This window comes from Legionella pneumophila subsp. pneumophila str. Philadelphia 1, assembly GCF_000008485.1.
GTDB lineage: Bacteria > Pseudomonadota > Gammaproteobacteria > Legionellales > Legionellaceae > Legionella > Legionella pneumophila.
On sequence record NC_002942.5, the window covers coordinates 2200551 to 2226089 of the forward strand.

Consider the following 25539-nt stretch of genomic DNA (forward strand, 5'->3'; position numbering starts at 1 on the left):
TATTATTTTTTGCGAGGTTTCTGCAAACTTGCAGAAACCTCTGGATGGTAAATATCAATTATAAAAATTAGCTAATTAGAAGAATGGTTGTGTTTTTGATCATCTTAATGCTGCCATCAGATTATTCTGATAAGGCCCAATCAGCTTGATAGCAGTGTTTAAATAACTGTGTCAGATTAAGCCGAAACTAATTCAATTTAACAAATTGGCCGCATCTATACGACCAATTCCAACAAAACACTTTTATTTATTCTCTGGAGTGATGTGGTTATGAGTATTAGCATTTCCTCCATCAACTTTATTATCTGTAGCTCCAAATAAAGTAAAATTTGATTTTGCCAGAGAACATGTTTTAGTTAATTCCATTTTTTTATTTTCAAGTGTTTTTAATGTATTGATATCACACTGTTTCGAACTGATTAACTTGGACAATCTGGTGTTTTTGATTATTGTATCTTCAAGGGACAGGATTCGAATATCATCAAGTAATCGAATACACATATTTGAAATTAAGGGATAAAGTTCTTGTCTCAAATTAGTAATTTCCAGCTTTTGATCAATCGATTTTAATAACTCGATTCTCTTGGCTTTCTCAGTTTCTTTTTCATTTTTTGGCAGAAGCTTCAGAGATTTTAAAAGCTGATAAGCTTCATTGGCCTCCTTGAATTGTGAGCTCTCTGTAAAAGCTTTAGAAGCATGCTCGAGATTAATAGAACCTTTTCGTAATAATTGTTGAACCAAACCAAGATCGGCAAATTGCAACGATAATGGATCCGATTTATAGGCTGCGATGACTATTTTTTCTGCCTTAGGAAAAGCCCGACAAGCATCAGAGGGTACGATGGTATTCTTCCCTTGCAAAAGCGTTACAACCGGATCTATGTCCGCATATTGGAGTGAGTTTTTGTCCTTTTTATAGGTTGCCAAAACAATCGCTTGATTGTTAGAGAATAGTTTACAAGTTGTGTTTGGTTCAATCTGATCATTATTAATTAAAGCCACTATTTCTTTTTTAACTTGTTCATTCAACTTAAATTTTATTTTATTTGTAATATCAACGGTCAATAAATTGGTTGTCAAAAGATTTGCCAGGTAACTTATCTTACCTGAGCGAATGATACACTTAACCAGGTTACCGATACCAATTTTAGGCTCTTTAACAAGCTGTTCATATAGCTCTATTCTATCCTTAGATAGAGGTAACTTTTCTATTAAATCAAGTATCCTGCTTTCATCTGTGCCGATGGGGTGATATCTTATCAAAAAACTGATGCGATCTTTATCCCAGAAGTCTCTCTTACATGTTTTATCAAGACTTTTTTGTGCCAGAGAAGCAATACCCGGATTACCATTAATAAATTGTTGACATTCTTTACTCACCTCTCCTACTTTTTCAACCAGACATTCCTTAAAAGGAACATAAGATCCCTCTCCTTCAAGGATTTGTTTAAAGAATAGCTCCAGTTGAGTATCACTGCTGAATCCCATTGCACCGCCAAAAGCATAATCATATACCACATATTTATAAGGAGCAGGATTCTTCATTTTGATAAGGCCAATACCATGACCTACTAATTTTTCACGACCAGAAACTTGAGCTCCCGTCAAAGTGATCATGCACACATCACCAAAAGCGGTAGAGGTAACTTTTGATGTTAAGATATCTTTAATTCCATCCCATGTTACTTGTGCTTTTGTCTTCTCATCTGCCTCAAATATCCCTATTTTTTCTTTTTTGGTATTTTTAGCAATTGTCCTGGATTGATCAAGCTGATAATTAATTAATACTCTCTCAGGACAAATATTGTTAATTGAAGGAGATTTACTGTTTATTTGTTTGAGAAACATCTGTGTTTCGCCATAGCAATTTCCTAAGGTATCGGCGAAATCAGATTGGGCAGGATGATCCAGCACGTAATTATGCGGATTATACGGTATGTAAAAAATTTTCTCATCTAAGTTTTGTTCAAGGACTTTTTGAACAAATTTTACTGGACCCTTTTTATAAAACCGAATCCAAGCACCATTGATTTTGTCGTTATATTCTTCTTGTCTGTGAAGATCACCATCTATTCTTTTGACTTTTTCTAAAGCTTTTTCAATGGTATCCAATTCAGGCATCTGGCTGAAGGCTTTAGAAATGCATTCAGCTACCAGCATTCCTTGCTCAGACAGTTTCTTTTTATTTTTTTTAAGATATTCATTAATTTCGCACAAAACATTTCTGTACAGAAAAAGGCTTTCCCAATAAAAACCAGTTGTCTTATGCAAAAAAACATTTATTTCTCCGCCAGATGTAGCTAACTTTTGATAATCTCTGATGCTCATTTTCATAAGCCTTTTCAAATCATTGAGCATGTCTTTGAGAGTTTTATCTTCTTCCTCTGAATAACTAAATTGCAAAGCCAATTCAGCCTTTGTAAGTTCCTTTTTTAAACCTTCAAGTTTTATTTGCCCTGAAGAATCCAGTTTGTCTTTGCTTAACTTCCTAATTTGGGTCTTGGTGGAATTTATCTCGTCAAATAAAGACAATGCTCGTTTAACATCAAGCATTCCTTTTGGTAATTGCTTGCTAAGGTTGATATGTTTCTCGATGTATTTTTGACAATAATCTAAAACGGCTTTGATTTCCTCAGCTTGTGGAATGTTTTTTAACTTATTATTAAACAATTGAACTCTTTTAGAAAGCTCTGCCCTCCTAAGCTCTAATTTGGATCTTTTACCAAGATGCATTTTTTGATTATCCTCTTTCTCCTCATCTTTTTGTATCTGACGTTCAATTCTCTGAAGTTCTCTTTGATCCTCATCAAATTGGGTAATTTCATTGATAATTTTTTCGACATCCTTGCGTTCTAATAAATTTTTTAAATCGGTAATCTCATAAACAGGTTGAAGTTTTTTATTGTCTCTAATGTCTTTGCTTTGCTTAGAACAAATTAAAACAGCGAGTAATGCAGTTAAATAACTTTTGTATTTCTCAAGTAACTTTTGTTTGTCATTGATTTGTTGCACGACTTTTGGAGAATAATAATTAATATAGCCTTTTGACCCATCAAAACGACTTGCCAAGCTGTTTATATCTTCTTTAATGGAGAATAAAACTGTTTCAGATAATTTAAACTCTTTTGGGAGATTATTAATTAATTTTTCGACTTTAATTAACAATTTTTTAATCATTTTTGCACCTGAATCTGAGTAAAATTTCAGCAAGTCAGTGACATTTAACTGAAATTTGTAGTAATGAAGTTTTCAAAACCAAGGAATTACGGGATCGTCTATTTCCTTGGTTTATAAAAAACCAGAAAATCACGATATACCCGTTTAATGATAGTGATTAAACTAAACACCTGTAGAATCAAGTGATGTCAGTCCTCTGACTTACTCAGAGAAGATATTATCGGTAGTAATGATATCAAAAAATGAACATTTTGCAAGTAAATTGTTTAATTACATTAGTTATTGAATTAAACTTGAGCAAAAATATTCGATTTTATCTTTTGCCCAAATAATCAACGTAAATTAGAAAATAGATATTGACTCTGGAGCTAAGCATAGCTCTCTCTTTGTTTCATAGGTTTTTGGAGTTCCTTAAAAGCACACAGTAAGATTTTGGTTTAGTTTCTGCAAAACCCAAACACATCCGTTTGATTGACTTGATCAATTACATTCTCTTTATTAGTTTCCTTAGAAAGTTTAAAAAATGCATTATCAAAATAGGTATTTATAGAATCACTGGCTGTCGACTCTTTTTGTGGAATACCTGTCTGAGGCTTAATTTTATTTAAAAGATCATAGGTCTCAGTTGAAGCCTCACCATATTTAACCAATTTAATTTTTGAATAATTCATCCCTCTATAGAGTGGTAATATTTGTTCACTGATTAGGTATTCCAAAGATTCATCATCAGTTAATCCAAATGCACCAAAATCTTTTTCATATATAATGTATTTGTATGGATTCAAGTTAGTATCCAGCTTGGCAACTACTATCATATGCCCTGCTGTAAACTCTCTTTTTGCTTTCGTGTAATCATTCATTGAGAATATGACACCACAAAGACTGCCTGGTTTAAAGTAAGGATTATCCAAAAGCACAGGCCTCATATCTTCCCATTCTAATGAATCATGGGGACTGTTATCCGATACCAATGTTTCCCCTTCGCCTAAGGTTGCCTTTTTAAACTTTAAATTTCTTGTTTGATCTAACTGAAAATTAATTAACCCTGCTTCGGGACACAACCATCTGATGGCTCCCTTGGATAAGAAATGAATAAACATCATTGACTCACCAAAACAGTTACCCCCAGTCTCATTCAAATCTTCTTTAGGATCATAATCAAAATGATACATTTCTTCGCTACGAGGTATATAAAAAAATTTTTTCCCCCAACAAGTTAGTTGCATACAGGCTTCCCTACCATGAGGTGAAACAAAGCCTATTTTTTCAATCGCTTCTGTCTTGCTATTTGGCTTGTTCAATATTTTTAACGCATTAATGATATGTTTCTTTGGTGGCATTTTCTGAATCGCACTATTAAAACAGCGGAGCGCTAATTGCCCTTCTTTGGTAAGATGATGAGATTTTTGTAAAGTAATACGACACTGATTTAATAATGTTGAGTATTCGTGTAATTGGTTCCAATACAAAGTGGTGGTATCCAGTAAAACAGTGTTAAGTAATCCTCCCTTTTTAATTAAATCAAGATATTCCTTATTTGAATTACTCATAAATTTTTTAATGCGCTTAAATTTTGATCTCAGTTCTTTTTCCTCTGGTTCTGATTCGCTAAGAAAAGAATTTTCTACAATATACAATGCTCGCTTGATATCAAGCATGCCCTCTGGAATTTTTTCTCGTAACTGGGTTATTTTATTTTGTTTGTTTTTTAAGTTGGTTAAAATGTTTTTTATTTTATGAGTTAATTTTTCATTGGCTAAAGAAACTGAAGATTGATGATTTAATTCATCAAATATTCTGTTCATTTCAATGCAATAGCTCTCTATTAGTTTAAGCGCGTCTGTTATTTGTTTTCCCGCATCCAATGCATAAAAATTAATTGGTTTAAACGATACAAGATCGGCTTTAACTTTCTGTAAAAGTTGTTTTCCACGTTCACTTGCAAATACCACTACGTTTTCCTCAACGAGGCTGGCTATGGTATTGAGAATGTCCTTTATCATTTAATACTCTCTTACTCAATAGAATGGGCTTTGATTGAATAGAAATACCTGTACAGATTGAATAAAGCAAGTACTTTCTGGGTTAATTATTCATAAATTTCAATAATCTATTTTATTTCCAATCTCTTAAATAGACTCATGAACATCATTTAAAGTAAAGGTCTGGGGAAGCCTTCAGATACATTGATAGGGCAGGAAATAACATCCCTGTTTTCTTGGTACATAGAATGACACAGCGTACTCAAAATCCTGTCAACACGTAAATGACCATTCAGATTATGAGTGGATTATGCCATTAATCAAAATGACTGCCCTTTTATACCTCAAAAAGATTAGCTACTTAAGGCAATTAGTGTTTTGTTGATCGTCTAATGCTGCCATCAGATTATTCTGATATGCTCCAATCAAGCTTGATAGACGCTGCATCTCCTCTTGCCCTGTTTTTTGTGATATAGAGCCCTCTTTCAATTGACGCTCTGTTAATTCACGTTGCGCATTTAAATTTTGAATCACTTTTTGTAAATCTTGTGGTGTTACGTGAGGGTTTGATCTTTTAAAAAACATAATGACCTCTATTATGAACTGATGTACATATATTACCTCCCGTTTTTTTCGAGATCAATAAAGACATAAAGTCTTTAAGGCCAATTGACATAGCGATGCATAAAGATATTGATCCAATAGATCAGAATCAATTAATGAATGAGCAGTCCACCACCTACTTCTATTTAGATAAACAAGTGTTATTTTAATTTGATATAGAAAACTATAAAAAGCTTGACAATCTATCTATGAATAGGTAGAATTTATGCCTATGAATATAAGTAATACGAAAGAACGGATATTAGCAGTTGCGGAAGCATTGATCCAAAAAGACGGATATAACGCCTTTAGTTTCAAAGATATTGCAACAGCCATCAATATTAAAACTGCCAGCATCCATTATCATTTTCCTTCAAAAGAAGATCTTGGTGTTGCCGTTATATCCTGGCATACCGATAAAATTGCTGCTGTGCTATCTGACATAAGCAATAATTCGTCGTTATCAGCCAAGGAAAAAATTCAAAAATTCTTTGATGCCATTTTAACACTCACCTACAACTCTGAAAACAAAATGTGCCTCGGCGGTATGTTCGCCTCTGATTTTCAATCATTACCCGTTTCAATTCAAAATCAGGCAAAAAAATTTTTTGAGCTTATCATCGAATGGCTTAAAGGAGTTCTTGAAACAAATGGATATGATAACGAATCCTCATTATCTCTTGCAAAACAAATTATTTCATTGGTTGAAGGCGGATTATTATTAGCAAGATTATATGGAGATGAAACGTTCCTGGAAGGAGTTCGGCATTTTATTGATCAAACAATAAAGTGATTTTTTTTAACACCACAAACTATCTATCAGTAGGTAGATTTTATGGGGAAATTTTATATGAGTAAAGTCAAGGCAAAAATTATAGCTTTTTCAACAGTAATGTTGTTTTTAACATCGATAAATAACTATGCAAAAGGAGAAACACCTATGAATCAATATCATCAGACAAATGAAGCGACTATGATAAAAATGAAAAGCAAATTATCAAACTCCTCAGAATTTGAAAAATTTTTGGAATCTGGCGGTAGGCTTGTGAAACAAACTGAGCCTAATACAAAAGTATGGTTTGCACTTAAGGGAAATGATAATTCCTTGATTATCTTTGATGCGTTTTATGACTCGAAAGGAAGAGAAGCCCATTTTGCTGGTCAAGTTGCTACTGCTCTTAAAAACAATTCTGAAAAATTAGTTCTTGGAAGCTGGGAAAATGGCGTATTAAAAAATATTGTAAACAGTAAAGTGCTCGCCTCTAAATTACCTGAAAAATCAGTTCCAGTCACTGTTGCCAATTACATTGAATTCACTGCCAACGATGGAAAATCAGAGCAACTTGCCGCTTTATTAATTAATGCCGCTGAGATTGTTGATAAAACTGAGCCGCAAACAGCCTACTGGTTTACTTTGCAGATTAATGACAATACCTTTGCAATTTTTGATGCTTTCTCTGATGAGTCTGGTCAAAAAGCTCATTTTTCAGGAAAAGTTGCACTGTCTTTAAAAAATCACTCAGGACTCTTGATTAAAAATGGATGGGAACAAGGTGTTTTACCTAACATTCAAAACCTGAAAGTGATAACCAACATATGATCAATCAGGTATTTATTGCTAGTTACACATATTGACCCACCTGGTAACTCCTGTGACTGGATCAGTAACCTTTGATACAGGACATGCTGTAAACATAGGTGCCATACCAGGTGCTGCCGACGCACAAACTGAAGGGCAAGGATGCTCCATATCATTCTGACTGGCACACATCTTATTGTCTGTCGGGTCACAGTTGCATTTGCATGCCGCCTGTATTTGAAAAGAACATAAAAAAATAATAAATATTAGGACTGTTTTCATATGGAAATCCTTTTCAATAAGAGAATGTAATTTAGCATTCAAGCAATGATATCAGGTTACCCATGTGTACAATTTTAGCACATTAATGAGGCTACAATAAAAATACTGCCTTTAAATCAGCCCCAGCCCTCATAAACCAAACAGCATTAACTAAAAAATACTTCATTTTAAATCCTGTATGAGCAAAATATTTTTACAAAGCAGATTGTAAAGAGCAATTCAGAATTTGAATAATCATAGATACTGGCCTTCAAATTGAAACCAAATTAAAGACCAGTCATTTTAGCTTATTAGTAGCCGTAATTTACTCTTTCACCTTCAATCTCTGGATACAGTGGAGAGTCCTCATGCAGAGGGGCAGAAGGTAAATAGAACACATTACCAGTCGTGTTACCAAAGAAATTGCTGCTTCCTCCATAATTGCTGGTAACATTTTGCGCTTTATTCAACAGCAGGCTCATTGCGTGCTGCTGATCCTGTAATTTTTGCTCAAGCGCATACAGCTCTTTCTCTGATTGTTCTATTTTAGCGTTCAGGCTTGGAATTGTAGATAAACTTAATTCATTAGCCTTTTTCCATTGCTTCATTAGTATTAATTCATTTTTCTCAATCTTTTGATTGTTTTGTTCCATTTGCATATCACTAAAGTATTTCTGGCAATAAGAGACTACCGCAATAACAAGGGAAACCACACCAAGCGCAGCAAGAGCACCGGGAATCGCAAAAAATACAGGACTAATGATGAATGTATTCAATATTCCGGTACTTATTAAACTACCCCCAACACTGAAAAGAGACGCATAGAATGCTTTCGTTCTCCAATTGTCTGCTGATTCACTATATTGCTTTAACTGTGTATTTTCTTCGGTAAGAGCCTTGTTTTGCTTAACCAAATGGGGATCTGACGTCAGATACCGTTCCAGTTGCCTGGTGTATCCTACAAGGCTTTTTTGCAATGAATGGAGATTATGTCGCTCTTTATCGATTGAGCTAGAAATGTCTTTCTCTTTTTCCGCCATTTCCTCCATGTTTTTCATCATGGCTAAAATCATCTTTAATGCATTATTCTCATTGAACGTAATTTGAGGCCCTTTTTCCGATTCTTGAAGAACCTGCTCCAATTGAGTTAAATAGATTTTATAACTTATGTCTGTCGCTTCGCCCATTAACTGATTTCGTCTCTCATCCAGCTCCCGAATCTGAGTTTCAATCTGAGATTTCAGTGCTTCAAGATTCTTATGAGAAAGTTGCAATAAATGTGGATCATAGCTTGCTCTGGCATTTTCTCGAGCGAGACGTTCTTGATTTCTGATTTGACGCTGTTGTTCACTATTTGGCAAAACAACATCGATTTGATGTTTTACTTCACTATAACGTCCTTCAGCTTCTTTTTTCTCCTTATGAAGCCTATTTAAATTTTGCTCTTCTTTATTTTTTTCGGTTTCTTTTGAATTAATGAGATGCATTAGCTTTTGACGCTCCTCAATTAATCTGTTTTCTTCTTGCAACAGTCTATCACGAGTATGCCGATCCTGAGGTGGTGAAAGATCAGGATAAATACCTGTGTGAGTAGGAGGATTAGTATAAACATTACCATCAGAGTAAGGGTGGTTTAGCTGCTGGTCAAGCAATTGACGTTCATAACGAACTCTATCAATGCTTTGATTAATGTGGGTCATATTGACTTTAAGTTCATTAAATTGCCTGCTCACCTGATTATATTGACGTTGTTGTTGATAGCATTTTGTATCCAGTTCCTTCAATGTATTTTCCAAAGTAAGCAGCTCGCTCCTGTAATTAATCATCAAAGAATTTTCATTGATTCCCTCTTGTTCATCACTTCTTGCTTCTTGTAAGTCATGATTTCTTTGAGACTCACAAGCCAGTTGAGTTAAGTGATTTATTATTGCTTGCTTATCTTGATTGCAATGCTCAGAAAGCAGAGAATTAATTGGATTGAGTACTCTTGATAAAGGCTTTCTCTCCAGGAGATATTGGCGAAGAATATGGTAATTTGATTCGCTAATGACTGCATTAGTTTGAGATTGAACTATATCATTGATAATGATTTCTGATAACGCCATGACTCGTGACTCCTCAGTAATTGTATTATTAACGAACTCGTATGTTGAAATATTCATATGAATCGATACATGATGCAGAAGAAATTTACTTTCCCCTGAAAATACAGACTCCATTTCCTAGTTCTATTCAAAACAGTGTGATACCCCCTGTGTTTTTTATGTTTAAATCGAGGGCATTATGGCAGACAAATGTTAAGGAATTGTTAAGAGATTGTTAAGGAATTGTTAAGACTGAACAAAATTACAGATATAGAGAGTAAACTAAATTTTAAATAGGATATAAAGACAATAGAGATTACTTGATTGGCAGCTGCACAACCTCAATTTTTCAGATGAGACAATCTATTGAAAGAATAACCAGGTAAAACACCCCACTTGACACCATTACCTCAATTGGGAGCCATTAATTATCAGATAAGTTCAACTTTGCTCGCTTACTTCTAATGGAGATTCGTGATCATAATCGACCATATGCCGTTAGAGTTGCTCTAACAGCCTGCCTTTCACTAATTCGTTGATACCATGACATTAAACTGGGAAACTGTTTTGCATCAATAGTCTGTCCATATATGAATTGAAAACACCAAATCCAGGGCCAGATAGCCATATCAGCAATAGTATAATTTGATCCACCAATGAATGGCGCTTTGACCAGTTGTTTTTCCATAACACCTAGAAGACGCATTGATTCATCAGCATATCGCGTCATGGCATAGGGTACTCGCTCTTGAGCATAACGATGAAAATGACCAAACTGCCCGAACATAGGGCCTATGTGTGCTGCTTGGAAATAACACCATTGGATAATAGTATATTTCTCCTTTGTCGTTTCAGGCAAAAACTGTCTATGTTTTTCAGCTAAATATTGCAAAATAGCAACACTTTCCATTAGGTAAAAATCATTGGTTTGATCATGTAAAACGGGTATCTTATTGTTTGGTGAAATTTTTAAAAAATCAGGATTAAATTGTTCACCCTGAGTAATATCAATCAGTTCTATGGTGTAAGGCTGCGTTAACTCTTCCAACATAATAGTGGGTTTAAATCCATTGGGCGTCCCAAATGAATAAAGCGTATACATAAGATATCCTTATTGATTGATGGAAGTTATTTATTACTTGACACTAACACTCAATTTCACATCAACATTACCACGTATTGCATTGGAATAAGGACAAACCTCATGCGCTTTGGCAACTAATGCTTCGGCCTCATTCTGATTTAAGCCTGTTATGTGGGCGTGTAACGCAACTCCAAGTTTAAAACCCTTCTCTGGAGTAGCATACAAAGAGACCTCGGAAGTCATGGAAACATCCTCTAAAGAAATTTTTTGCACATTGGCAACATGACGAATAGCACTCTCAAAACAAGCAGCATATCCCGCGGCAAATAATTGCTCTGGATTAGTGGCACCACCCTCCCCTCCTAGCTCTCTCGGCATTGCCAAATCAAGTTTTAATAGCCCATCTGTAGTTTCTACATGGCCGTTTCGTCCACCATGGGCCTTGGCAATTGTTGTATACAATGCTTTCATAATTTTATATTCCTTAAAATGGTAAGGAATTAAAATTATTTAGTATTTTGCTGTTTGTCAAACGGAAAGGAAGAAATTTCATGCCGCACTTTAATTCGCGCCTGGAAAGAAAACAGTCTTGATAAGCAAGGAAAAGACAATACAAACTTAAATTAGTTACAAACTAAGAAAATTAGTCTCAATAATCAGAAAATATAGAGCCATCCTTGGCCTGGATAGCTTATCAAATTTTGTTTATTAAGTTATATGCTTCCTCAGGTTCTCTCTTAAATGAACCGTCGTTTTCAAAATTAAACATGCTGCCTGACGTGATTTTTCCCGAAACAAATGAGTTAAGTATTTTATGCATATCCGTAGTTTGAGATTCTTCTGCCCGAGTAAGAAGTGTTATAAGATGCGCTGCTCTTGCCTGAGAAGAGGTTAGCTCCGAAGGAATGATATAATATCCTCTAGCAACTCCAGACAATTCTAATGTGAGCTCATTGTCGGATTCTTTTGTAAGACTGAAAATGGGTGTATATTTCTCAACTATACCACCAGAAGAAATCGCTTGTGTACATACTGTTAATTTATTGCCATTACAGATAATTAGTCTTTTCATTAGTTAGCTCACATTTTAGAAAAATAAAGGGCTTTGATTATATAAAAATAAAACTAAACAGTAAATATTTGATCTTTTGTATTTAAATTAAAACTATTAGAATTGGCAAAAATCAATAAGACTAAAAGATGGCACGATGAATTGAATTAATTTTGATAGAATAGGCGTCTCGTATAATCTTATTACGTTGTTTTAGGGCAAGACACAAACGTTTCAGGAATTGATAACTTGCTTGAAAATAGATAACAACCAGACTCAGTGTTTGGCCTGCAATATAATAGAGCCTGTTTTATCTACTCAAGTTGATATCCCTTTCAAATAACCAAATCGTTCACCGTCAGATTTTTTCTATTTTTAGAGACCGGGATCATGCTTTCAATTAATTATCTGATAAAAATTAATTTGTTAATCAATCCTTAAGCTTTAGTGTTTTACACTGATATAAAACGAGAAGGAGAATACCATGACTAACAAAATCTTAACTGAACGCTTGAACAATGAGCTGGATGAACTTGGTGTTCCATGTCTAATGACCGAGCGCGTGCAAGTGTGTTCCAAACTATTTAATTTGCCTAAATTCAAAATGGAAGCCTTGTTGAATGGAGTCATTGCTATTGATGCCAACTCGATACAAAAAATTGCCGATGAACTTGAGGTGAATAAGGATTGGCTACTGGGCGGCATTAAGAAAAAAACAAAACACTAGAGGCTGTTGACATTTTCTCCGACCGCTGACGTACTGCGGCTTTGTCCGCAGCACCCAGTAGGTTTGGCTCAAAATATCGGTATTTATAAAGACACCAATCCATACCCATGTTGCCAATTTTAGAATTGCATTTTCCTGGAATAACAGGAGTCGATGATTTTTTTCGAATAGCATCTTGAATCTCTCCACTGTACAGGCTTTTTTCTACCCTTACATACCCCAAAAAAACAGTCTTACGATAAATTTTGGCGCAAATTAATAGTCATGCACTCCCCCTCATTACTACAAAATTAAAGGAAAAAGCAGACTACTTGCTGGCGTATAAATCAATAACAGCAGATACTGATCAAATCTTACATTTAATGTTTAAATCAATGAGTTAAATAACTTTAATTTAATAAAATTACCCTTATTATTTGATGAAGAATCAAATAGATTCTGTTAGAATTCGCTAATCCTAGATGTTTAAAGGAATAACAATAATAAATCAGTGGAGAACGGGATATGTTTAGTTTGAAAAAAACAACTGCGGCTGTATTTGCTCTGGGAAGCAGTGCTTTGTTTGCAGGTACGATGGGTCCAGTATGTACGCCAGGCAATGTGACTGTTCCTTGCGAAAGAACCGCATGGGATATTGGTATTACCGCACTTTATCTGCAGCCAACTTATGATGCTGATTGGGGCTATAATGGTTTTACTGATGTTGGTGGCTGGAGAAATTGGCATGATGTTGATTTAGAGTGGGATTGGGGCTTTAAATTAGAAGGTTCTTATCACTTCAACACAGGCAATGACATCAACGTCAATTGGTACCATTTGGATGCCAACACCGATCATTGGGCGTTTGTTGATCAATTGCACGCCTACGATATTACCTGGGATGCAGTGAATGCTGAACTGGGGCAATTTGTTGATTTTAGCGCGAACAAAAAAATGCGCTTCCATGGCGGCGTTCAGTATGCCTACATCAAAACAGACGTTAATCGTCACTTAAACGGCTTCTTTCTAGATAACTTCAATTCCAAATTCAATGGATTTGGTCCCCGTACCGGCCTTGATATGAATTATGTATTCGGTAATGGGTTTGGTATTTATGCAAAATCAGCTGTAGCAATCCTGGTCGGTACAAGCAAATTCGTGGATAACTGTACTGTCTGTGGTTTTTCTTATGGCTCCAAAAATGCAATAGTGCCAGAAGTTGAAATGAAGTTAGGAGCAGATTATACCTATGCAATGGCTCAAGGTGATTTGACTCTGGATGTGGGTTACATGTGGTTCAATTACTTCAATGCCTTACATAATACTGCTGCCGTGAATGTTGGCTTAGGCACTTCTCTGGAAACCGACTTCTCTGCATCTGGCCCCTACATAGGCTTAAAATATGTTGGCAATGTCTAAATAACCCCAAATTATGCTGCTAATCTAGTCATGATCAAGCAGCAGTATGCAAAAAACCCGTATTGACATAGGCTGCTAATACGGGTTTTTTTTATTTCTCTCTGTTTAATTAAGTTAGTTATCCTATCTAAGCTAACTTGTAATTATATGATAATTTCCCAATCAAATTGAGATAACTTTATGCGAAAACAATAATTGGTCGCCCTGTTGGGCAACATCACCAATGAAAAATCACATCCGTGATCTGCTGCGAAAACTATAGTAAACGCAATAATCTGCTGGTTCTGCCTGATGCATAATTCTTTTCCATTCCAAAGATCGTGGGTTATAATGAAACCATCTATCACAAACCGTTTATAAAAATAAACATGCCTGATGTTCTCGGCAAACCTGATGCAACCCAGATTCCAGATGACGTCTGGCTTGACATTCTTATCAATTATCTTCAACCACAAGATATTGTAAACCTGTCTGAAATCAACAATCGCTTGAGCAGACTTTTCAAAACTCAACACACTCAATCTGAGCAATTGAACCAAAAAAAAACATTGGGAATTCTGAAAGTATTTGCAGGATACAGTTCCACTTTCCTGTTCGCACGCCTCAATGGTAAACAAAGATTATTTAAAACCAGAAACTGGAGTGCAGCAGATAGCGATAACATAAACCCAATATTAATGCCTATCTCTCTGCCAGAAAATATATCTGTTATTGAATCCATTCAATCAACCTACAAACACACTGTGGTTGTTGGTCGAGATAAACATGATCAGATTATAGTAGCAACAAATAAAATTAATCAGGATTATGCAAAGCAAGAAACCAGCCACAATCAACTGATTCCCCTTCCATTACGCGACATTAACATTTCTTTGGTGTCTGCCGGGAATGAAGAGGACTATATTTTAAACCCTATTTTCTCTTTTCCCGCAACACAGCAGGGCAATTGCATCTTGAATTGCATCAAATAAATGGCAATGACCCATTGGGAACCATAATTGGGGAAAGGAACTACCAGTTACCGATTCCATTGCCTTACACTATGAAAACAGTAAAACAAATACATTCAGGAATATGGCATACTGTGATTAGAGGCTATGATCAATATAATCGGCCGCAAATCGCTACTTTTGGAAAAAATTATGATGGTCAATTAGGCACAGGCGATTGTGAAAACCGGGATACACCTACCCCGATAAAGCTTCCTCCTGAAATGCTGACGTTCCATGCCATCCAAACCGGTTTTTTTCACACCATTGCCACTGGACTTGATAAAAATGGATTCCCTATCGTTGCAAGCTGCGGTTATAACTCTGATGGCCAATTGGGATGCGGGGATAAAGATAATAAAAACACATTGATTCCCATCAAACTTCCAGAAAATATGAAATCAGTAGAAATGGTCGCCACTGGAGTAAAACACACCGTTATTGTGGGAAAGGACATAAATAACAAGCCTGTGGTTGCAACCTGTGGGCATAACGGCTATGGGCAGCTGGGTACAGGCGATGAAGAGAACCGGCTCTGCTTAACTCCCATCGGGATTCCCGAGGATATTACAAGTGTCGATTATGTTGGAGCAGGCGCCTATCATACAGTCATTTGTGGGCGGAATATAAAAAATCAGCCAATTATAACCTTATGTGGGTGTAATTCAGACGGTGAATTGGGGTTTGCACCACAAAAAATCGCCAAAAAATCATCCCTGATGACCAACCCAGCCATGTTCTTCCCACCGCGGCAAGACAAGAGCGCAATCAACAATTTGATGAAAATTAGTAAATTCTCGCCATGCAATTTGTTATGAGGTTTAATTGGTCTCCATAGAGAAAAATGAAGTTCTAGAATCTCATTATTTCTCCTGTGCTTTCTTCTTCTGTTATTTTCAACCAGCCCCCTCCCACTTATACCTATTTTAATAAACATGTGTTTCTGGACAAGGTGAATTAATCGCTGCCATACTTAATGAATTGAATTTGTAAAAATGGAATGCATCATGCCGACTTCAAAAAAAATTCTTATGATTGTAGGAGACTTTAACGAAGATTTGGAAGTTTACTTTCCCTATCAAGCAATGCTCATGAACAATTACCTCATTGATACTGTTTCCCCCGGCAAAAATAAAGGAGATTTTATTCAGACCGCTGTACATGATTTGGATAAACCGCATCTTCAATCTTACACCGAAAAATTAGGGCACCTATTCCCCATTACAGCGGATTTCTCCAAAATCACTTTAAAGGATTATGACGCTTTAATCATCCCGGGTGGAAGAGCTGCTGAATATCAACGTTTGAACAAAGATATTTTAGCTATTATCAGGCATTTTCATGACGCCGATAAACCCATTGCCTGCATTTGTCATGGCATACAAATTCTCGCTGAGGCCGGAATACTTGAAGATAAAAAATGTACGACTGTCGGTTTTTGTGAACCGGATGTTCGAAAAGCAGGAGGACATTTTATCGATACAGGGATGGATGGTGTTGTGGTTGATGGTAAATTGGTTACCGGAGCAACATGGCTAGGAAATGCCCCCTGGATGAGAGCATTTCTTCATATCTTGCAAAATGAGGGTTAATCATCTTTACAGAGTCTTTGACCAGTGGCAATCAGATTAAGTCAACACCAATTCATTGTATATATAAAAATTATATTCTTAAACCATGATTGTTATCGTATTCCGCTGCAATGGTTGTTTGTAAATCAATTGCAGCCACTTTTTTATAGAATTGCCCGGTTTCTGGTTGCCTTTGATTAAAAAAGGTATGCCGATTAAGTTGATTAGACAGTTTTGCGATTTTTATCATAGATTCTAACGCACTTTCTGCCGTTAACTCTCCTTGCTTATATTTTTTATAATCATCAAATATCATAGCAGCGCCATTAGGTATATTAATAACTCTACCATCTTCCAGCTGGCGAGTATTTCCACCCAATAAACCTAATTTTCCATCCAGCTGAATCACATCCTGAATAATTTCATCAATTAAATCATGAGCAGTTTTTATCTTCTCGTCAGATGAGTTTTCTGACGCTAATTGGACAGAATTCTTTTCTTTAGTACCTTCTTCTCCAACAGTGTTCTGCGAGATAATTTCTTGTTCTTTAACAGTAGACTCATGCGCTTCAACTTCTGTTCCCGCTCCAGAGGCTCTTGTTAAACCTAACTCAGCTACCCTTGGTTTTAATGATTCAAATTGAGTGAAACATTGTTTAATTTGTGCTCTTAACGTTTCATTTGAAGTAATTCTTTGCCAAAGCTCCTGTGCGATTTCCTCAGCACCAGACCATTTGTTTTTGCAGTGCCATTCATCTTGCCTGGGTTTAAGTTCTATTAAGGCTCTGCCAATCTGCTTTAATTCATGAGCTGTTGGATTTACAGGATCAGAAACCTGGCTTAATAAGGTATGAAATTTTCTGAGGGGATCTGAGACTTCTGAAAGTTTAATAGCCCCTTTAATGACTGGTAATGTCACAGGATTTAATTTTTTATCCTCATCAACATAATATAGAGTCCATTCCCCAGTTTTGTCCCTGGGTCTAATCAACAAATAGGAATCCGGTTTTAGCTCAGGGGATGTTTCTGCAGCAATACACCAGCTGTTTTGTTTTACTTTTAATTCATTGGCATAATGATCCAAATTAAATAAACCAGTCTTTTGAATATCAAAAGCTATCAATTGAACTGCATTTTCAAGTCTTTCTTGAAAACTCATGTTTTCTATCCCCGGCCTTTTGATACTGGGAACCCAACTGGCGTCATTTGTATTGTTCTGTGGTACATAAAAATAGTCTGGCTCCTTCACACTACCATCGATTAAATACCTTTGATCTTGTAATTCCCAATGAATCGCTTCCATTTCACTTTTGTCATTCAGGATTCCCATTTTTTTTAACTGATGAAATAAAAACCCTGGACCAGTCACACCTAATGTTTTAGCAATTCTCTCCCCTTTTGTTTCCTTCATTGATGCATATTCATGAGTGAACTCAAAAGAATCTCTCGCAATATAGGATTGCTCGATCGCATCTGCTAATTGCTGGATTATTTGATTTCCTTTGCTACATAAAATGATATCATTGCAAAGAGTATTATTAGCTCCCTGAGACCAGGGAGACAATAGAAACCCAAAAGGCGCATAAATTTCATCAGGGAAAGGAGCAGAGCATAAGATATCTGAATCCAAATAAATTCCTCCCTCTGCAGCCAAGATATTTAATCGCAACATATCACTCACCATCCCATAATTAGGAGATTCCTGATCGAGTTCATGACGTATGCTATCCCGGCACACACCTTCTTCATTAATATCTTTTACCGTGATGCCTTTGGATTTCATGTCTAGAATAAAAAGATCGAGTTCTTTGGCAGGCGCTATTTTTTTATCTACCCAGATAATCGTTTCATAGCCAGGGTTCTTTTCAGCCCATTCGGAGACAACCTGGATGTTTTTTTGAGGCATAATATGACCAACCCATATAAAATGGATTTTTTTGTCAATTTGAGCCTCTTGACCAGCCTGTGGTAAATTTTCTGTCTTCATATCAATTCTCCAACCTAGATATGAATATATTTTATACAGATTGATATTAAGCCCGGATGAGCATCATAAGAATAAAACTCATAGTACATGCCAGTTAAGAATAGCCAGAACCTAACGAGAGCGATTAAGAAATAAAGAATAACTACAAGCTGATTTCCCAGGTCCTAACCCATGAGTGTCGATGGATTTCCGTAACGATTATCAATATAATTTTCCGGTAAATTTGTGGCTTTAATTTGCTAGGAACACAGCCCAAACCACCAAGGATTGAATCATGAAAACCTTAACGACCCGCATTTTCTCCCTCATCATGTTATTGGCGTTGCATTTTAATCCAATCGTTTTTGCTCATACCAATAATACCAATAATAAAGGTTTATCGGCTTCCATTAATAATGGTGTGGGCAGTAGCTCTTCTAATAACACGTATGTCACACCTCAAGCTTTTTGGAATTTATATTTTGATTTCACCGGAGATGAAACTCCAGGATATCCCAAAGGTAAAATCAATATTTCACAAACCTTATTTCAGTCAGAAATGAAAAAAAACAGCAGCTTGGCGCAGCAAAATGAAGGCCAATTAATCCTGTTCATCAACTCCACACTTTATATTTATAATAGTGACCGTCAGCTTAAGCTAAAGCAATTGATGCGCACTGCGCCAAATTCAGGATTCACTGAGATGACTGCGATATCACACATTGGTCCAGCTCTGATGTATCTCGCAAAAATTAAAGAAAATGGCGATGCAAGCTGGAAATCACAAATGGAAAATTTACTTAAGGATATCCAGGCAGTAAAAGTAATCAATGCACAAACACCCAATAATTGGCTGGAGCAAGTCAATGCTCCAGCCTGGAAGCCTCATCTCACTACAATCCATAATATGATTGATTATGCCTGTTCTATGGCAGGCAATTACATGAGTGATGTATTGAACGAAAAACTATCGTTTGATATGGCCTCTTTACAAAACGACTTTCTTAACGGCAATAAAACGTATCCTATTCCTTATAATAACGTCATGATCGGCACTTTTATGTTAACCGCCTTGCAAAGCATGGATCAACTTCATAGTAAAATAAGCCAATTAAAAATAGATTGGCCTCATGCGAAGGTAATTATTCGTTTTGTCGCAGGATCTAATGTTTCAGCTGGCGTAAGCAAAGGCAGCAATTGGTTGGTCCCATTTGTTCAAGCACTATCCAATAATAAATTAGCTACAGATAGAATTTATATCACGCCTTATGCCGCAGTGAAACCATCGTTAGGCGCACAAGAGTTAACACAAGCAGATTACAACTATTATAATAATACGGTATGGGGCGCAAGACATAACCGTAGAATCATCGCCAACGAAGTCTTTACTAACATCACGAGCATCTTCTTACCAGATCGACCTGCTATACCCGGTGATTATACTTATTCCAAACCACCTAAAATCGAAGATTTTCTAATGCGCTTAAAGTTTTCATTGGCAGAACCGACTGAAATGTTATCCAATACTGTTGGGTTTTGGATGGCTGGTGAACTTGCCGAAAAAAACTGGAATTACAATAAAATCAGCATCCCGGGTATTACTACTGGTTTCCCAGAAGGCATATCCACCTATCCGAACAATAATCCTGTAATCCAGCGATGATAAAAAAAATTACTCGCAAGTACTATTTTATTGCTTATATTTCCTATTTTAGGACAATCCAAAACGGTACTTGTCCCCTATCAATATTTAAAAACATCGGGAGCAAGAGATATAACACCTTTTCACTCGATAGTGCTCAATACCTTGCTATACCTCAGTTGTCAAAAGATGAGCCGGGTATTCCTGCCAATATCAACGGCGGCAATGCCAAAGTTGATGTCCTCATTTTTAAGTGGATTAATGGGAAGTTCCATTTATATCAAAAAATCCCGGGGCATGGTAATGAAGGCATAGAATAAAGGATCTAACGTATCTCGCTACCTCCTCAATCTATTCAAAACCAAAAACTGCAAATAAAAAGCATAGTTATACCAAATTCAAACAGACAGCAGCATTTATAAAATAAAATAGAATAGCCCAAAGCAATGCTTACAAAGCAATCAAATCGATAAGCTCTCGATTCTCAATTAGTATGCCGTCCGGCAAAGGGATCCCGAGTGAGGCCATGTATATCAGGGATTTTGAAAAATCACTATACGAATATTGCGAAAGCAGGGGTGTACAATTTAAAAAAGGGACATTCTCCGGCCTAAGCGACAATTTGGTTTCGTATAAAGATACCAAGGAAAACATCCGTACAGTCAAATGTGACATGGTAGTTGATTGTTCTGGTTCTAATCGTATGGTTCTCAAAGAAACTACTCATCCCAGACGAAATAGATCCCTTGCTCCAGGCGAAACAACTATGCAAATTACGACAAAAATATGATTGGCCAAATTTTTGATTTCCAGTGGTCGACATACGCTCTGCAAAAAATGAAGAAGGTGGCGTTAATTATTTTATTTATTATGAAGTACCCGATAATTTGAAAGAGAAAGACAAGAGTGTACAAATTGAATTTCTTAAAGATTTACTCAAATTGAAATACGGTTTTGAAGACATTGATTTTACAATTCATTCGTTTGGACATTTCCCTGTTTTTCCCAAGTATGTCGATAAGCCATTTTATCTTGGTGAAGACTTACCTGTTGTTCTGGCAGGCGGTGATTGTCAAATTGAACCCGATTATCGTAAAGGAATTGGCATAGAAAGTGGAATTGAACGTGCCAATTTTCTATTTGATACTGTACATGGTACAAGTAAAGGACTGGGGTTCTTATTTGATAATTACTATCAACAAGTAGCTAGATATGTAGGCTATCATGGCAACCTGATTGAACAGTTTTATCTGCAAAGAGTGGATAACATTAAAGGCTCTTCGCTTGAGCAAGCAAAGAAAATTCTTTGCTCTGCTTGCGGGTCAGTTAAAGAAATCGAAGATGTTGCCGCCATTGCTAGCGAATTAAAGCTTTTAGGCAATGAACTTTTCAAGAAACCTAATTATGAAAGTGCTTTGGAATGCTATCTTAATGCTATCCATTTGTATCAATCCTTTGAAAAAGCCTTGCCACTGACAATGGATTTTGTGACATTGCATTCCAATGCCTGCCAAACCTGCCTGAAGTTAAAAAAATATGAACAATGCATAAATCTGGCAAATGAAGGCATCAAGGCTTATGCGGAAATAAAAGCAGAGGATAAAGAGATGCTTTTCAAATTATTATTCCGAAAAGCCTCAGCCCTCGTTGAACTAGGTAATGCTTTTGATGTCAAGACACAAAGAAAAGAGTTCGATGAGGCATTGAAAGATCTGAAAGAAACATATGAGCTAATGCAGGAAAACTCAGGTGTGAATAATACCGCTTTTGTTAAGCAGATTCAGACCAAAATTGTAACTATCGAGAAAAAACTTCCTCCTCCACAAGAGGAAATAAATAAAATCGAATTTATTTAGCTTTAAATTGGTAACATTATAAAAATGCCTGGCTTGCTCATTAATGGATAGAAATCTATCTGACAATGAACAAGCCTAATCATTATGACTCTCTTCCCCAATAAATGTTCAATAAAGCTCAATGCTGCTATTCTTAATTGAAATAGGGTTGATAAGGGAGTGAAAATGCTAAACAAGGGATATATTAAAACAACACCCTATGGATTGGGATTTTCAGAACTTTTTTTCGAAGACAACTTAAAAAAATATTTTTCTGATCCTTCACTAGAAGTATTGTCAGCAGAATACTCTCCTTCTGCCAGTGATAAAATGGCATGGTCTGCCAAACACCCCAAACAGGGGGATCACCCCATAGGAGTACAACGTTATAAAATAAGCTTTAAAAAAAACGGTAAAATACAAACCCGCCATGTCATCGTCAAATCTAAAATTAGCGATAAGCATTATCTCCAGGTTATATCCAATGCCTTTACAAAATGCGGTATTCAAACGGAAATGCCTATCCTTGACTATTTATCACAACTGGAATTTTCAAATTTAAACAGGAAAGAAATCACTATTTACAATATGCAACATTCATTTGAAGCCTTTCAATATGCTATGCCATTATGCTATGGAACTTATTTAGACGAGCAAGAAGAAGCTTGTGTATTAATTTTAGAGTGCCTTGATGAAGAATGGCTATCCCTCGATCCTTTTAATACCTCGAAATGGGATCAAACAGCCATTGAAGCGTTGATTGATGCGATTGCTCCGATGCACGCTGTCTGGTATAAAAAAGAAAAAACGATTGCTGAGATCAAAGGCTTCAAAAATCCGTTAAATACCGACCAAATGCAACGCTTCATACCTTATTGGAATGCCCTGGAAAAAGCCGTGAAAACATCAAATTTGCCTTTTCTTACAAAGGAAGATTATTTATTCCATACTCATCTTATTGAAACTATGCCGCAATGGCATATCAAAATTGATGCTATGGCTAAAACATTGGTACAAAATGACTGTGTACCGAAAAATATTGCATTATGTAATCAAAACGGGACAAAAAAAGTTTTGGTTTATGATTGGGAAATTGCAACTATTCATATACCACAACGCGATATTGTTGAGTTTTTGTCTTATGTCTTACCTGAAAATTTCGATAGTACGTTATTAGGAAATTATATAGAGAGACATCGAATAAAACTTGGCGAAACAACAAAACAGGCGATTGATGCAACAGAGTGGCGACTCGGATTTCAATATGCTTTATACGATTATTTAATACAACGTGTTTTTCCACAAATACCTTTTGAAAAGCTTGAAGCTCGTAACATAGCAAAAGTGTACAACAATGCCCGTCGCATGATGGCGTTACTAGACTAATTTTCTGGAGTGATTAAGGATGACTCATATACGCGTAATACTGCCTGGGTACAATACTAAAGTTTTAAACAAGGACATGTTAAAACCGTTTGAAAACCCTGGCCTGGAATTAAGTGTTGATTATGCTGACCTTGCGGTTGATGCGGTACGACACGAATTTGATATTGCTTTGATGGCGCCTTATCTCATAAAAAAAGTAATAAAAGCCGAGCAAGAAAAGGTTCATGCCATAGTGATTGATATGATGGCAGATGTGGCAATGCGCGCACTTCGCGAGGCAGTGACAATTCCTGTCGTCAGTCTTGCTGAAACAGCAACACATGTTGCAGCCATGATGGGCAATAATTTTGCGATTATCAATACAACAGATGAACTGACGCCCATTCAGGAAAGTTTGGTCCGTAGTTATGGGCTATATGATCGGTTGGCATGTATCCAAGGCATACAATTGGATCCGCATGACGATTATCGCTCAGAAAAAATAATCCATGGCTTAGTTGAGCAATGTGCGGATGCCGTGATAAAGAAGCGTGCTGATACACTTATTTTCGGGTCAGGGCGTTTGATTGGCTATCGTGAAGTTATTCAAAAAGGTTTAGAGGAAAAAGGGTTACACATCACCATTATTGAGCCCCTGCCTACCGGAATTTATTTTGCAAAATTTCTGGTAGACTCCAAAATTTCCCAAAGCAAATATGTTTATCGGTCACCCGATGCTTCCACGTTAAAAACGTATTCAAAAATTTTGGGGAATTAATCCTCTTGATTTTATCTCGAATCTCATTAGGCCTAGTGGTTACTGATAAACTTTCTTTCCATCAATATAAACAGCAACTAACTTGTTTTCGCAGGATCTGGCAATCACTCTTGCCAGACGATATTGAAGTTCATCAAGGGCTAACTCTTGTGACAAAGAAGAAAGCTCTGCCAGAGGATAGTTATTCCTGTCATCCAGGATAATCAAATCCGCCTTTTTACCTGCTTCAATGCTGCCAATTTGCTTCTCTAATCCCAGCAATTTCGCTCCTCCAAGAGTAGCATGATATAGCCAGGTTTTAGCATCAATCAAAGCTGTCTTTTTATCAAGCCTCCATAATGCTTTATTAGTAAAACTCGCTGAACGCATTTCATCAAAAAGAGAAAGACTGTCCCCTCCACCACTGTCTGAGCCCAATCCAACCTCAATCCCCAAGCCTTTAAAAAAAGAAACCGGTGCCATTCCCATAGCAAAAGAAAAATTACTGGAGGGACAATGGCTAATTCCAACTTGCTTGGCATAGTCTCCCATGCGTTTCATTTCGTGAAGTGATAACAAAGTGCCATGGGCAAACACAGTCTTATCAGCAATACATTGTGTGGATTCAAACACATCAAAATAATCATGAGCTGTACTAAACAAGCTTTGAATCAATTCATCAAACCCTTCATCCTTATCAAGATGGGTATGCAATATCAGCTTGTTTGCACGGGCGAACTCACCTGCTTGCCTCAACATAGCCGCAGAACAAGTCACTGCAAACCGGGGAGAAACAGTGATATGTATATTATTTTTACCGTGGTAACGATCTTTTAAAACAGTCAGATCTTTAAATGCCTGAGCACAATCAACAAGCAAATTATCAGGTGCGTTTCTATCCATCAAAACCAAGCCTATAAACGCTCTGATACCAAGGCGGGCTGCCACATCACAAACTATTTCTGTCGCTTGGCGACTGCTGGTTACCATCGTATTGATAGTCGTTGTGCCAGAACCCAGGCAAGCATGCATATAAAGCTCAGCGTGACGTTGGCATCTTTGCAGATTACTCGAGAAAGCGGTTTCAGCGGGAAAAACCAAAGTGTTTAACCAATCCATCAATGGCAAATCACCAGCTCCACAAATAGCGTATTGGGAAAGATGGCTGTGTGTATCAATTAAACCAGGAAGGATTAAATGATCAGGATAATTTGACACCGTATAGGATATTTCTTTATTGAAATGAGCCTGCTCGCCCACCTCAATAATGCTATCACCATTGATCAAGACATAGCCTTTCTTGATAAGAAGACTCTGCCCAGCTTGTGTAGGAGTGATAATATCCCCTAAAATCAGATGAGGAATGCTATTCAATTCATATCCTGAGATTTATTTCTTACTATCAAAAAGTATAGACAACCTCCTGGATTAACTGAAATTCGGATTAAAAATACGATAGTGAAAAGAA

At 36.5% G+C, this 25539-nt stretch carries 22 protein-coding genes and 1 pseudogene; 12 read left to right on the top strand and 11 right to left on the bottom strand.

The window, feature by feature from the left end; genetic code table 11:
* Window positions 1-243 precede the first annotated feature (243 nt).
* The 3 genes from pieC to LPG_RS09865 form a co-directional block, all read right to left on the bottom strand.
* The gene (gene pieC / locus LPG_RS09855; protein WP_010947681.1) at window positions 244-3210 is read right to left on the bottom strand and encodes a Dot/Icm T4SS effector PieC/LirE; all 2967 of its coding nucleotides are present in this window, start codon (window positions 3208-3210) and stop codon (window positions 244-246) included.
* A 404-nt stretch (window positions 3211-3614) separates the two neighbouring features.
* A complete protein-coding gene (gene pieD, locus LPG_RS09860; protein ID WP_010947682.1) occupies window positions 3615-5180 on the bottom strand; it encodes a Dot/Icm T4SS effector PieD/LirF in 1566 nt (521 codons plus the stop codon).
* 336 nt (window positions 5181-5516) lie between these two features.
* Window positions 5517-5744, bottom strand: coding sequence for a hypothetical protein (locus tag LPG_RS09865; protein WP_014326931.1), 228 nt, complete (start codon window positions 5742-5744; stop codon window positions 5517-5519).
* A gap of 250 nt (window positions 5745-5994) precedes the next feature.
* Between LPG_RS09865 and psrA the strand changes: the two genes are divergently transcribed.
* A complete protein-coding gene (gene psrA / locus LPG_RS09870) occupies window positions 5995-6555 on the top strand; it encodes an autorepressor PsrA (RefSeq protein WP_032802659.1) in 561 nt (186 codons plus the stop codon).
* 57 nt (window positions 6556-6612) lie between these two features.
* Window positions 6613-7362, top strand: a complete 750-nt coding sequence (locus LPG_RS09875; RefSeq protein WP_015444358.1) for a hypothetical protein — start codon at window positions 6613-6615, stop codon at window positions 7360-7362.
* Between the two features lie 18 nt (window positions 7363-7380).
* On the opposite strand, the gene LPG_RS09880 is transcribed toward LPG_RS09875, so the two are convergent.
* From LPG_RS09880 to pieF, 5 genes are all read right to left on the bottom strand, one after another.
* Window positions 7381-7623 (bottom strand): hypothetical protein, encoded by a 243-nt coding sequence (locus LPG_RS09880; RefSeq protein ID WP_016356946.1) that lies wholly within the window; start codon window positions 7621-7623, stop codon window positions 7381-7383.
* Window positions 7624-7913: 290 nt separating this feature from the next.
* Window positions 7914-9821, bottom strand: coding sequence for a Dot/Icm T4SS effector PieE (pieE, locus tag LPG_RS09885; protein ID WP_010947685.1), 1908 nt, complete (start codon window positions 9819-9821; stop codon window positions 7914-7916).
* Between the two features lie 343 nt (window positions 9822-10164).
* Entirely contained in the window at window positions 10165-10788 is a 624-nt protein-coding gene (locus tag LPG_RS09890; RefSeq protein WP_010947686.1) for a glutathione S-transferase family protein, read from the bottom strand.
* 33 nt (window positions 10789-10821) lie between these two features.
* Window positions 10822-11241 (bottom strand): organic hydroperoxide resistance protein, encoded by a 420-nt coding sequence (locus LPG_RS09895; RefSeq protein ID WP_010947687.1) that lies wholly within the window; start codon window positions 11239-11241, stop codon window positions 10822-10824.
* Window positions 11242-11464: 223 nt separating this feature from the next.
* Entirely contained in the window at window positions 11465-11842 is a 378-nt protein-coding gene (gene pieF, locus LPG_RS09900) for a Dot/Icm T4SS effector PieF (RefSeq protein ID WP_010947688.1), read from the bottom strand.
* A gap of 463 nt (window positions 11843-12305) precedes the next feature.
* On the opposite strand from pieF, the gene LPG_RS09905 reads away from it, so the two are divergent.
* Window positions 12306-12548, top strand: coding sequence for a hypothetical protein (locus LPG_RS09905; protein ID WP_010947689.1), 243 nt, complete (start codon window positions 12306-12308; stop codon window positions 12546-12548).
* A 58-nt stretch (window positions 12549-12606) separates the two neighbouring features.
* Here the strand turns inward: LPG_RS09905 and LPG_RS15485 are convergent.
* A pseudogene (locus LPG_RS15485) lies at window positions 12607-12732 on the bottom strand (IS5/IS1182 family transposase); the annotation flags it as partial.
* Between the two features lie 320 nt (window positions 12733-13052).
* Here LPG_RS15485 and LPG_RS09910 point away from each other — a divergent pair.
* The 4 genes from LPG_RS09910 to LPG_RS09925 all read left to right on the top strand — a co-directional run bounded on the left by LPG_RS09910 (window position 13053) and on the right by LPG_RS09925 (window position 16527).
* Window positions 13053-13946: an Lpg1974 family pore-forming outer membrane protein gene (locus LPG_RS09910; RefSeq protein ID WP_010947690.1), complete on the top strand. Its 894-nt coding sequence runs from the start codon at window positions 13053-13055 to the stop codon at window positions 13944-13946.
* A 320-nt stretch (window positions 13947-14266) separates the two neighbouring features.
* Window positions 14267-14917 (top strand): lpg1975 family Dot/Icm T4SS effector, encoded by a 651-nt coding sequence (locus LPG_RS09915; protein ID WP_010947691.1) that lies wholly within the window; start codon window positions 14267-14269, stop codon window positions 14915-14917.
* Window positions 14893-15753: a Dot/Icm T4SS effector PieG/LegG1 gene (pieG, locus tag LPG_RS09920; RefSeq protein ID WP_010947692.1), complete on the top strand. Its 861-nt coding sequence runs from the start codon at window positions 14893-14895 to the stop codon at window positions 15751-15753. The genes LPG_RS09915 and pieG overlap by 25 nt, the downstream gene beginning before the upstream one ends.
* Before the next feature lie 189 nt (window positions 15754-15942).
* Window positions 15943-16527: a DJ-1/PfpI family protein gene (locus LPG_RS09925; protein WP_015444353.1), complete on the top strand. Its 585-nt coding sequence runs from the start codon at window positions 15943-15945 to the stop codon at window positions 16525-16527.
* Window positions 16528-16597: 70 nt separating this feature from the next.
* On the opposite strand, the gene setA is transcribed toward LPG_RS09925, so the two are convergent.
* Complete coding sequence (gene setA, locus LPG_RS09930; RefSeq protein ID WP_010947694.1) at window positions 16598-18532, bottom strand: Dot/Icm T4SS effector SetA; 1935 nt, start codon at window positions 18530-18532, stop codon at window positions 16598-16600.
* Window positions 18533-18767: 235 nt separating this feature from the next.
* Here setA and LPG_RS09935 point away from each other — a divergent pair, with 235 nt between their 5' ends.
* From LPG_RS09935 to LPG_RS09955, 5 genes are all read left to right on the top strand, one after another.
* A complete protein-coding gene (locus LPG_RS09935) occupies window positions 18768-20135 on the top strand; it encodes a DUF5624 domain-containing protein (protein ID WP_010947695.1) in 1368 nt (455 codons plus the stop codon).
* The gene (locus tag LPG_RS09940; RefSeq protein WP_010947696.1) at window positions 20132-20434 is read left to right on the top strand and encodes a hypothetical protein; all 303 of its coding nucleotides are present in this window, start codon (window positions 20132-20134) and stop codon (window positions 20432-20434) included. Before LPG_RS09935 ends, LPG_RS09940 begins: the two co-directional genes overlap by 4 nt.
* Window positions 20435-20926: 492 nt before the next feature.
* Entirely contained in the window at window positions 20927-21970 is a 1044-nt protein-coding gene (locus LPG_RS09945) for a hypothetical protein (RefSeq protein WP_010947698.1), read from the top strand.
* A gap of 165 nt (window positions 21971-22135) precedes the next feature.
* A complete protein-coding gene (locus LPG_RS09950) occupies window positions 22136-23335 on the top strand; it encodes a hydroxymethylglutaryl-CoA reductase (RefSeq protein ID WP_015444350.1) in 1200 nt (399 codons plus the stop codon).
* A gap of 19 nt (window positions 23336-23354) precedes the next feature.
* Window positions 23355-24092 carry an aspartate/glutamate racemase family protein gene (locus LPG_RS09955; protein WP_010947700.1) on the top strand — a complete coding sequence of 246 codons (738 nt, stop codon included), beginning with the start codon at window positions 23355-23357 and terminating at the stop codon, window positions 24090-24092.
* A gap of 39 nt (window positions 24093-24131) precedes the next feature.
* Here the strand turns inward: LPG_RS09955 and LPG_RS09960 are convergent, their stop codons facing one another.
* The gene (locus LPG_RS09960) at window positions 24132-25445 is read right to left on the bottom strand and encodes an amidohydrolase family protein (protein ID WP_010947701.1); all 1314 of its coding nucleotides are present in this window, start codon (window positions 25443-25445) and stop codon (window positions 24132-24134) included.
* Window positions 25446-25539 lie beyond the last annotated feature (94 nt).

Bases quoted from the DNA above. Each gene is read 5' to 3' on its own strand.
- pieE (WP_010947685.1), bottom strand. From the start codon at position 9,821: ATGGAGTCTGTATTTTCAGGGGAAAGTAAATTTCTTCTGCATCATGTA.
- LPG_RS09935 (WP_010947695.1), top strand. From the start codon at position 18,768: ATGAAAACCTTAACGACCCGCATTTTCTCCCTCATCATGTTATTGGCG.
- LPG_RS09865 (WP_014326931.1), bottom strand. From the start codon at position 5,744: ATGTTTTTTAAAAGATCAAACCCTCACGTAACACCACAAGATTTACAA.
- LPG_RS09940 (WP_010947696.1), top strand. From the start codon at position 20,132: ATGATAAAAAAAATTACTCGCAAGTACTATTTTATTGCTTATATTTCC.
- LPG_RS09895 (WP_010947687.1), bottom strand. From the start codon at position 11,241: ATGAAAGCATTGTATACAACAATTGCCAAGGCCCATGGTGGACGAAAC.
- LPG_RS09910 (WP_010947690.1), top strand. From the start codon at position 13,053: ATGTTTAGTTTGAAAAAAACAACTGCGGCTGTATTTGCTCTGGGAAGC.
- LPG_RS09955 (WP_010947700.1), top strand. From the start codon at position 23,355: ATGACTCATATACGCGTAATACTGCCTGGGTACAATACTAAAGTTTTA.
- pieD (WP_010947682.1), bottom strand. From the start codon at position 5,180: ATGATAAAGGACATTCTCAATACCATAGCCAGCCTCGTTGAGGAAAAC.
- psrA (WP_032802659.1), top strand. From the start codon at position 5,995: ATGAATATAAGTAATACGAAAGAACGGATATTAGCAGTTGCGGAAGCA.
- LPG_RS09880 (WP_016356946.1), bottom strand. From the start codon at position 7,623: ATGAAAACAGTCCTAATATTTATTATTTTTTTATGTTCTTTTCAAATA.
- LPG_RS09890 (WP_010947686.1), bottom strand. From the start codon at position 10,788: ATGTATACGCTTTATTCATTTGGGACGCCCAATGGATTTAAACCCACT.
- LPG_RS09925 (WP_015444353.1), top strand. From the start codon at position 15,943: ATGCCGACTTCAAAAAAAATTCTTATGATTGTAGGAGACTTTAACGAA.
- LPG_RS09905 (WP_010947689.1), top strand. From the start codon at position 12,306: ATGACTAACAAAATCTTAACTGAACGCTTGAACAATGAGCTGGATGAA.
- LPG_RS09950 (WP_015444350.1), top strand. From the start codon at position 22,136: ATGCTAAACAAGGGATATATTAAAACAACACCCTATGGATTGGGATTT.
- LPG_RS09875 (WP_015444358.1), top strand. From the start codon at position 6,613: ATGAGTAAAGTCAAGGCAAAAATTATAGCTTTTTCAACAGTAATGTTG.
- pieF (WP_010947688.1), bottom strand. From the start codon at position 11,842: ATGAAAAGACTAATTATCTGTAATGGCAATAAATTAACAGTATGTACA.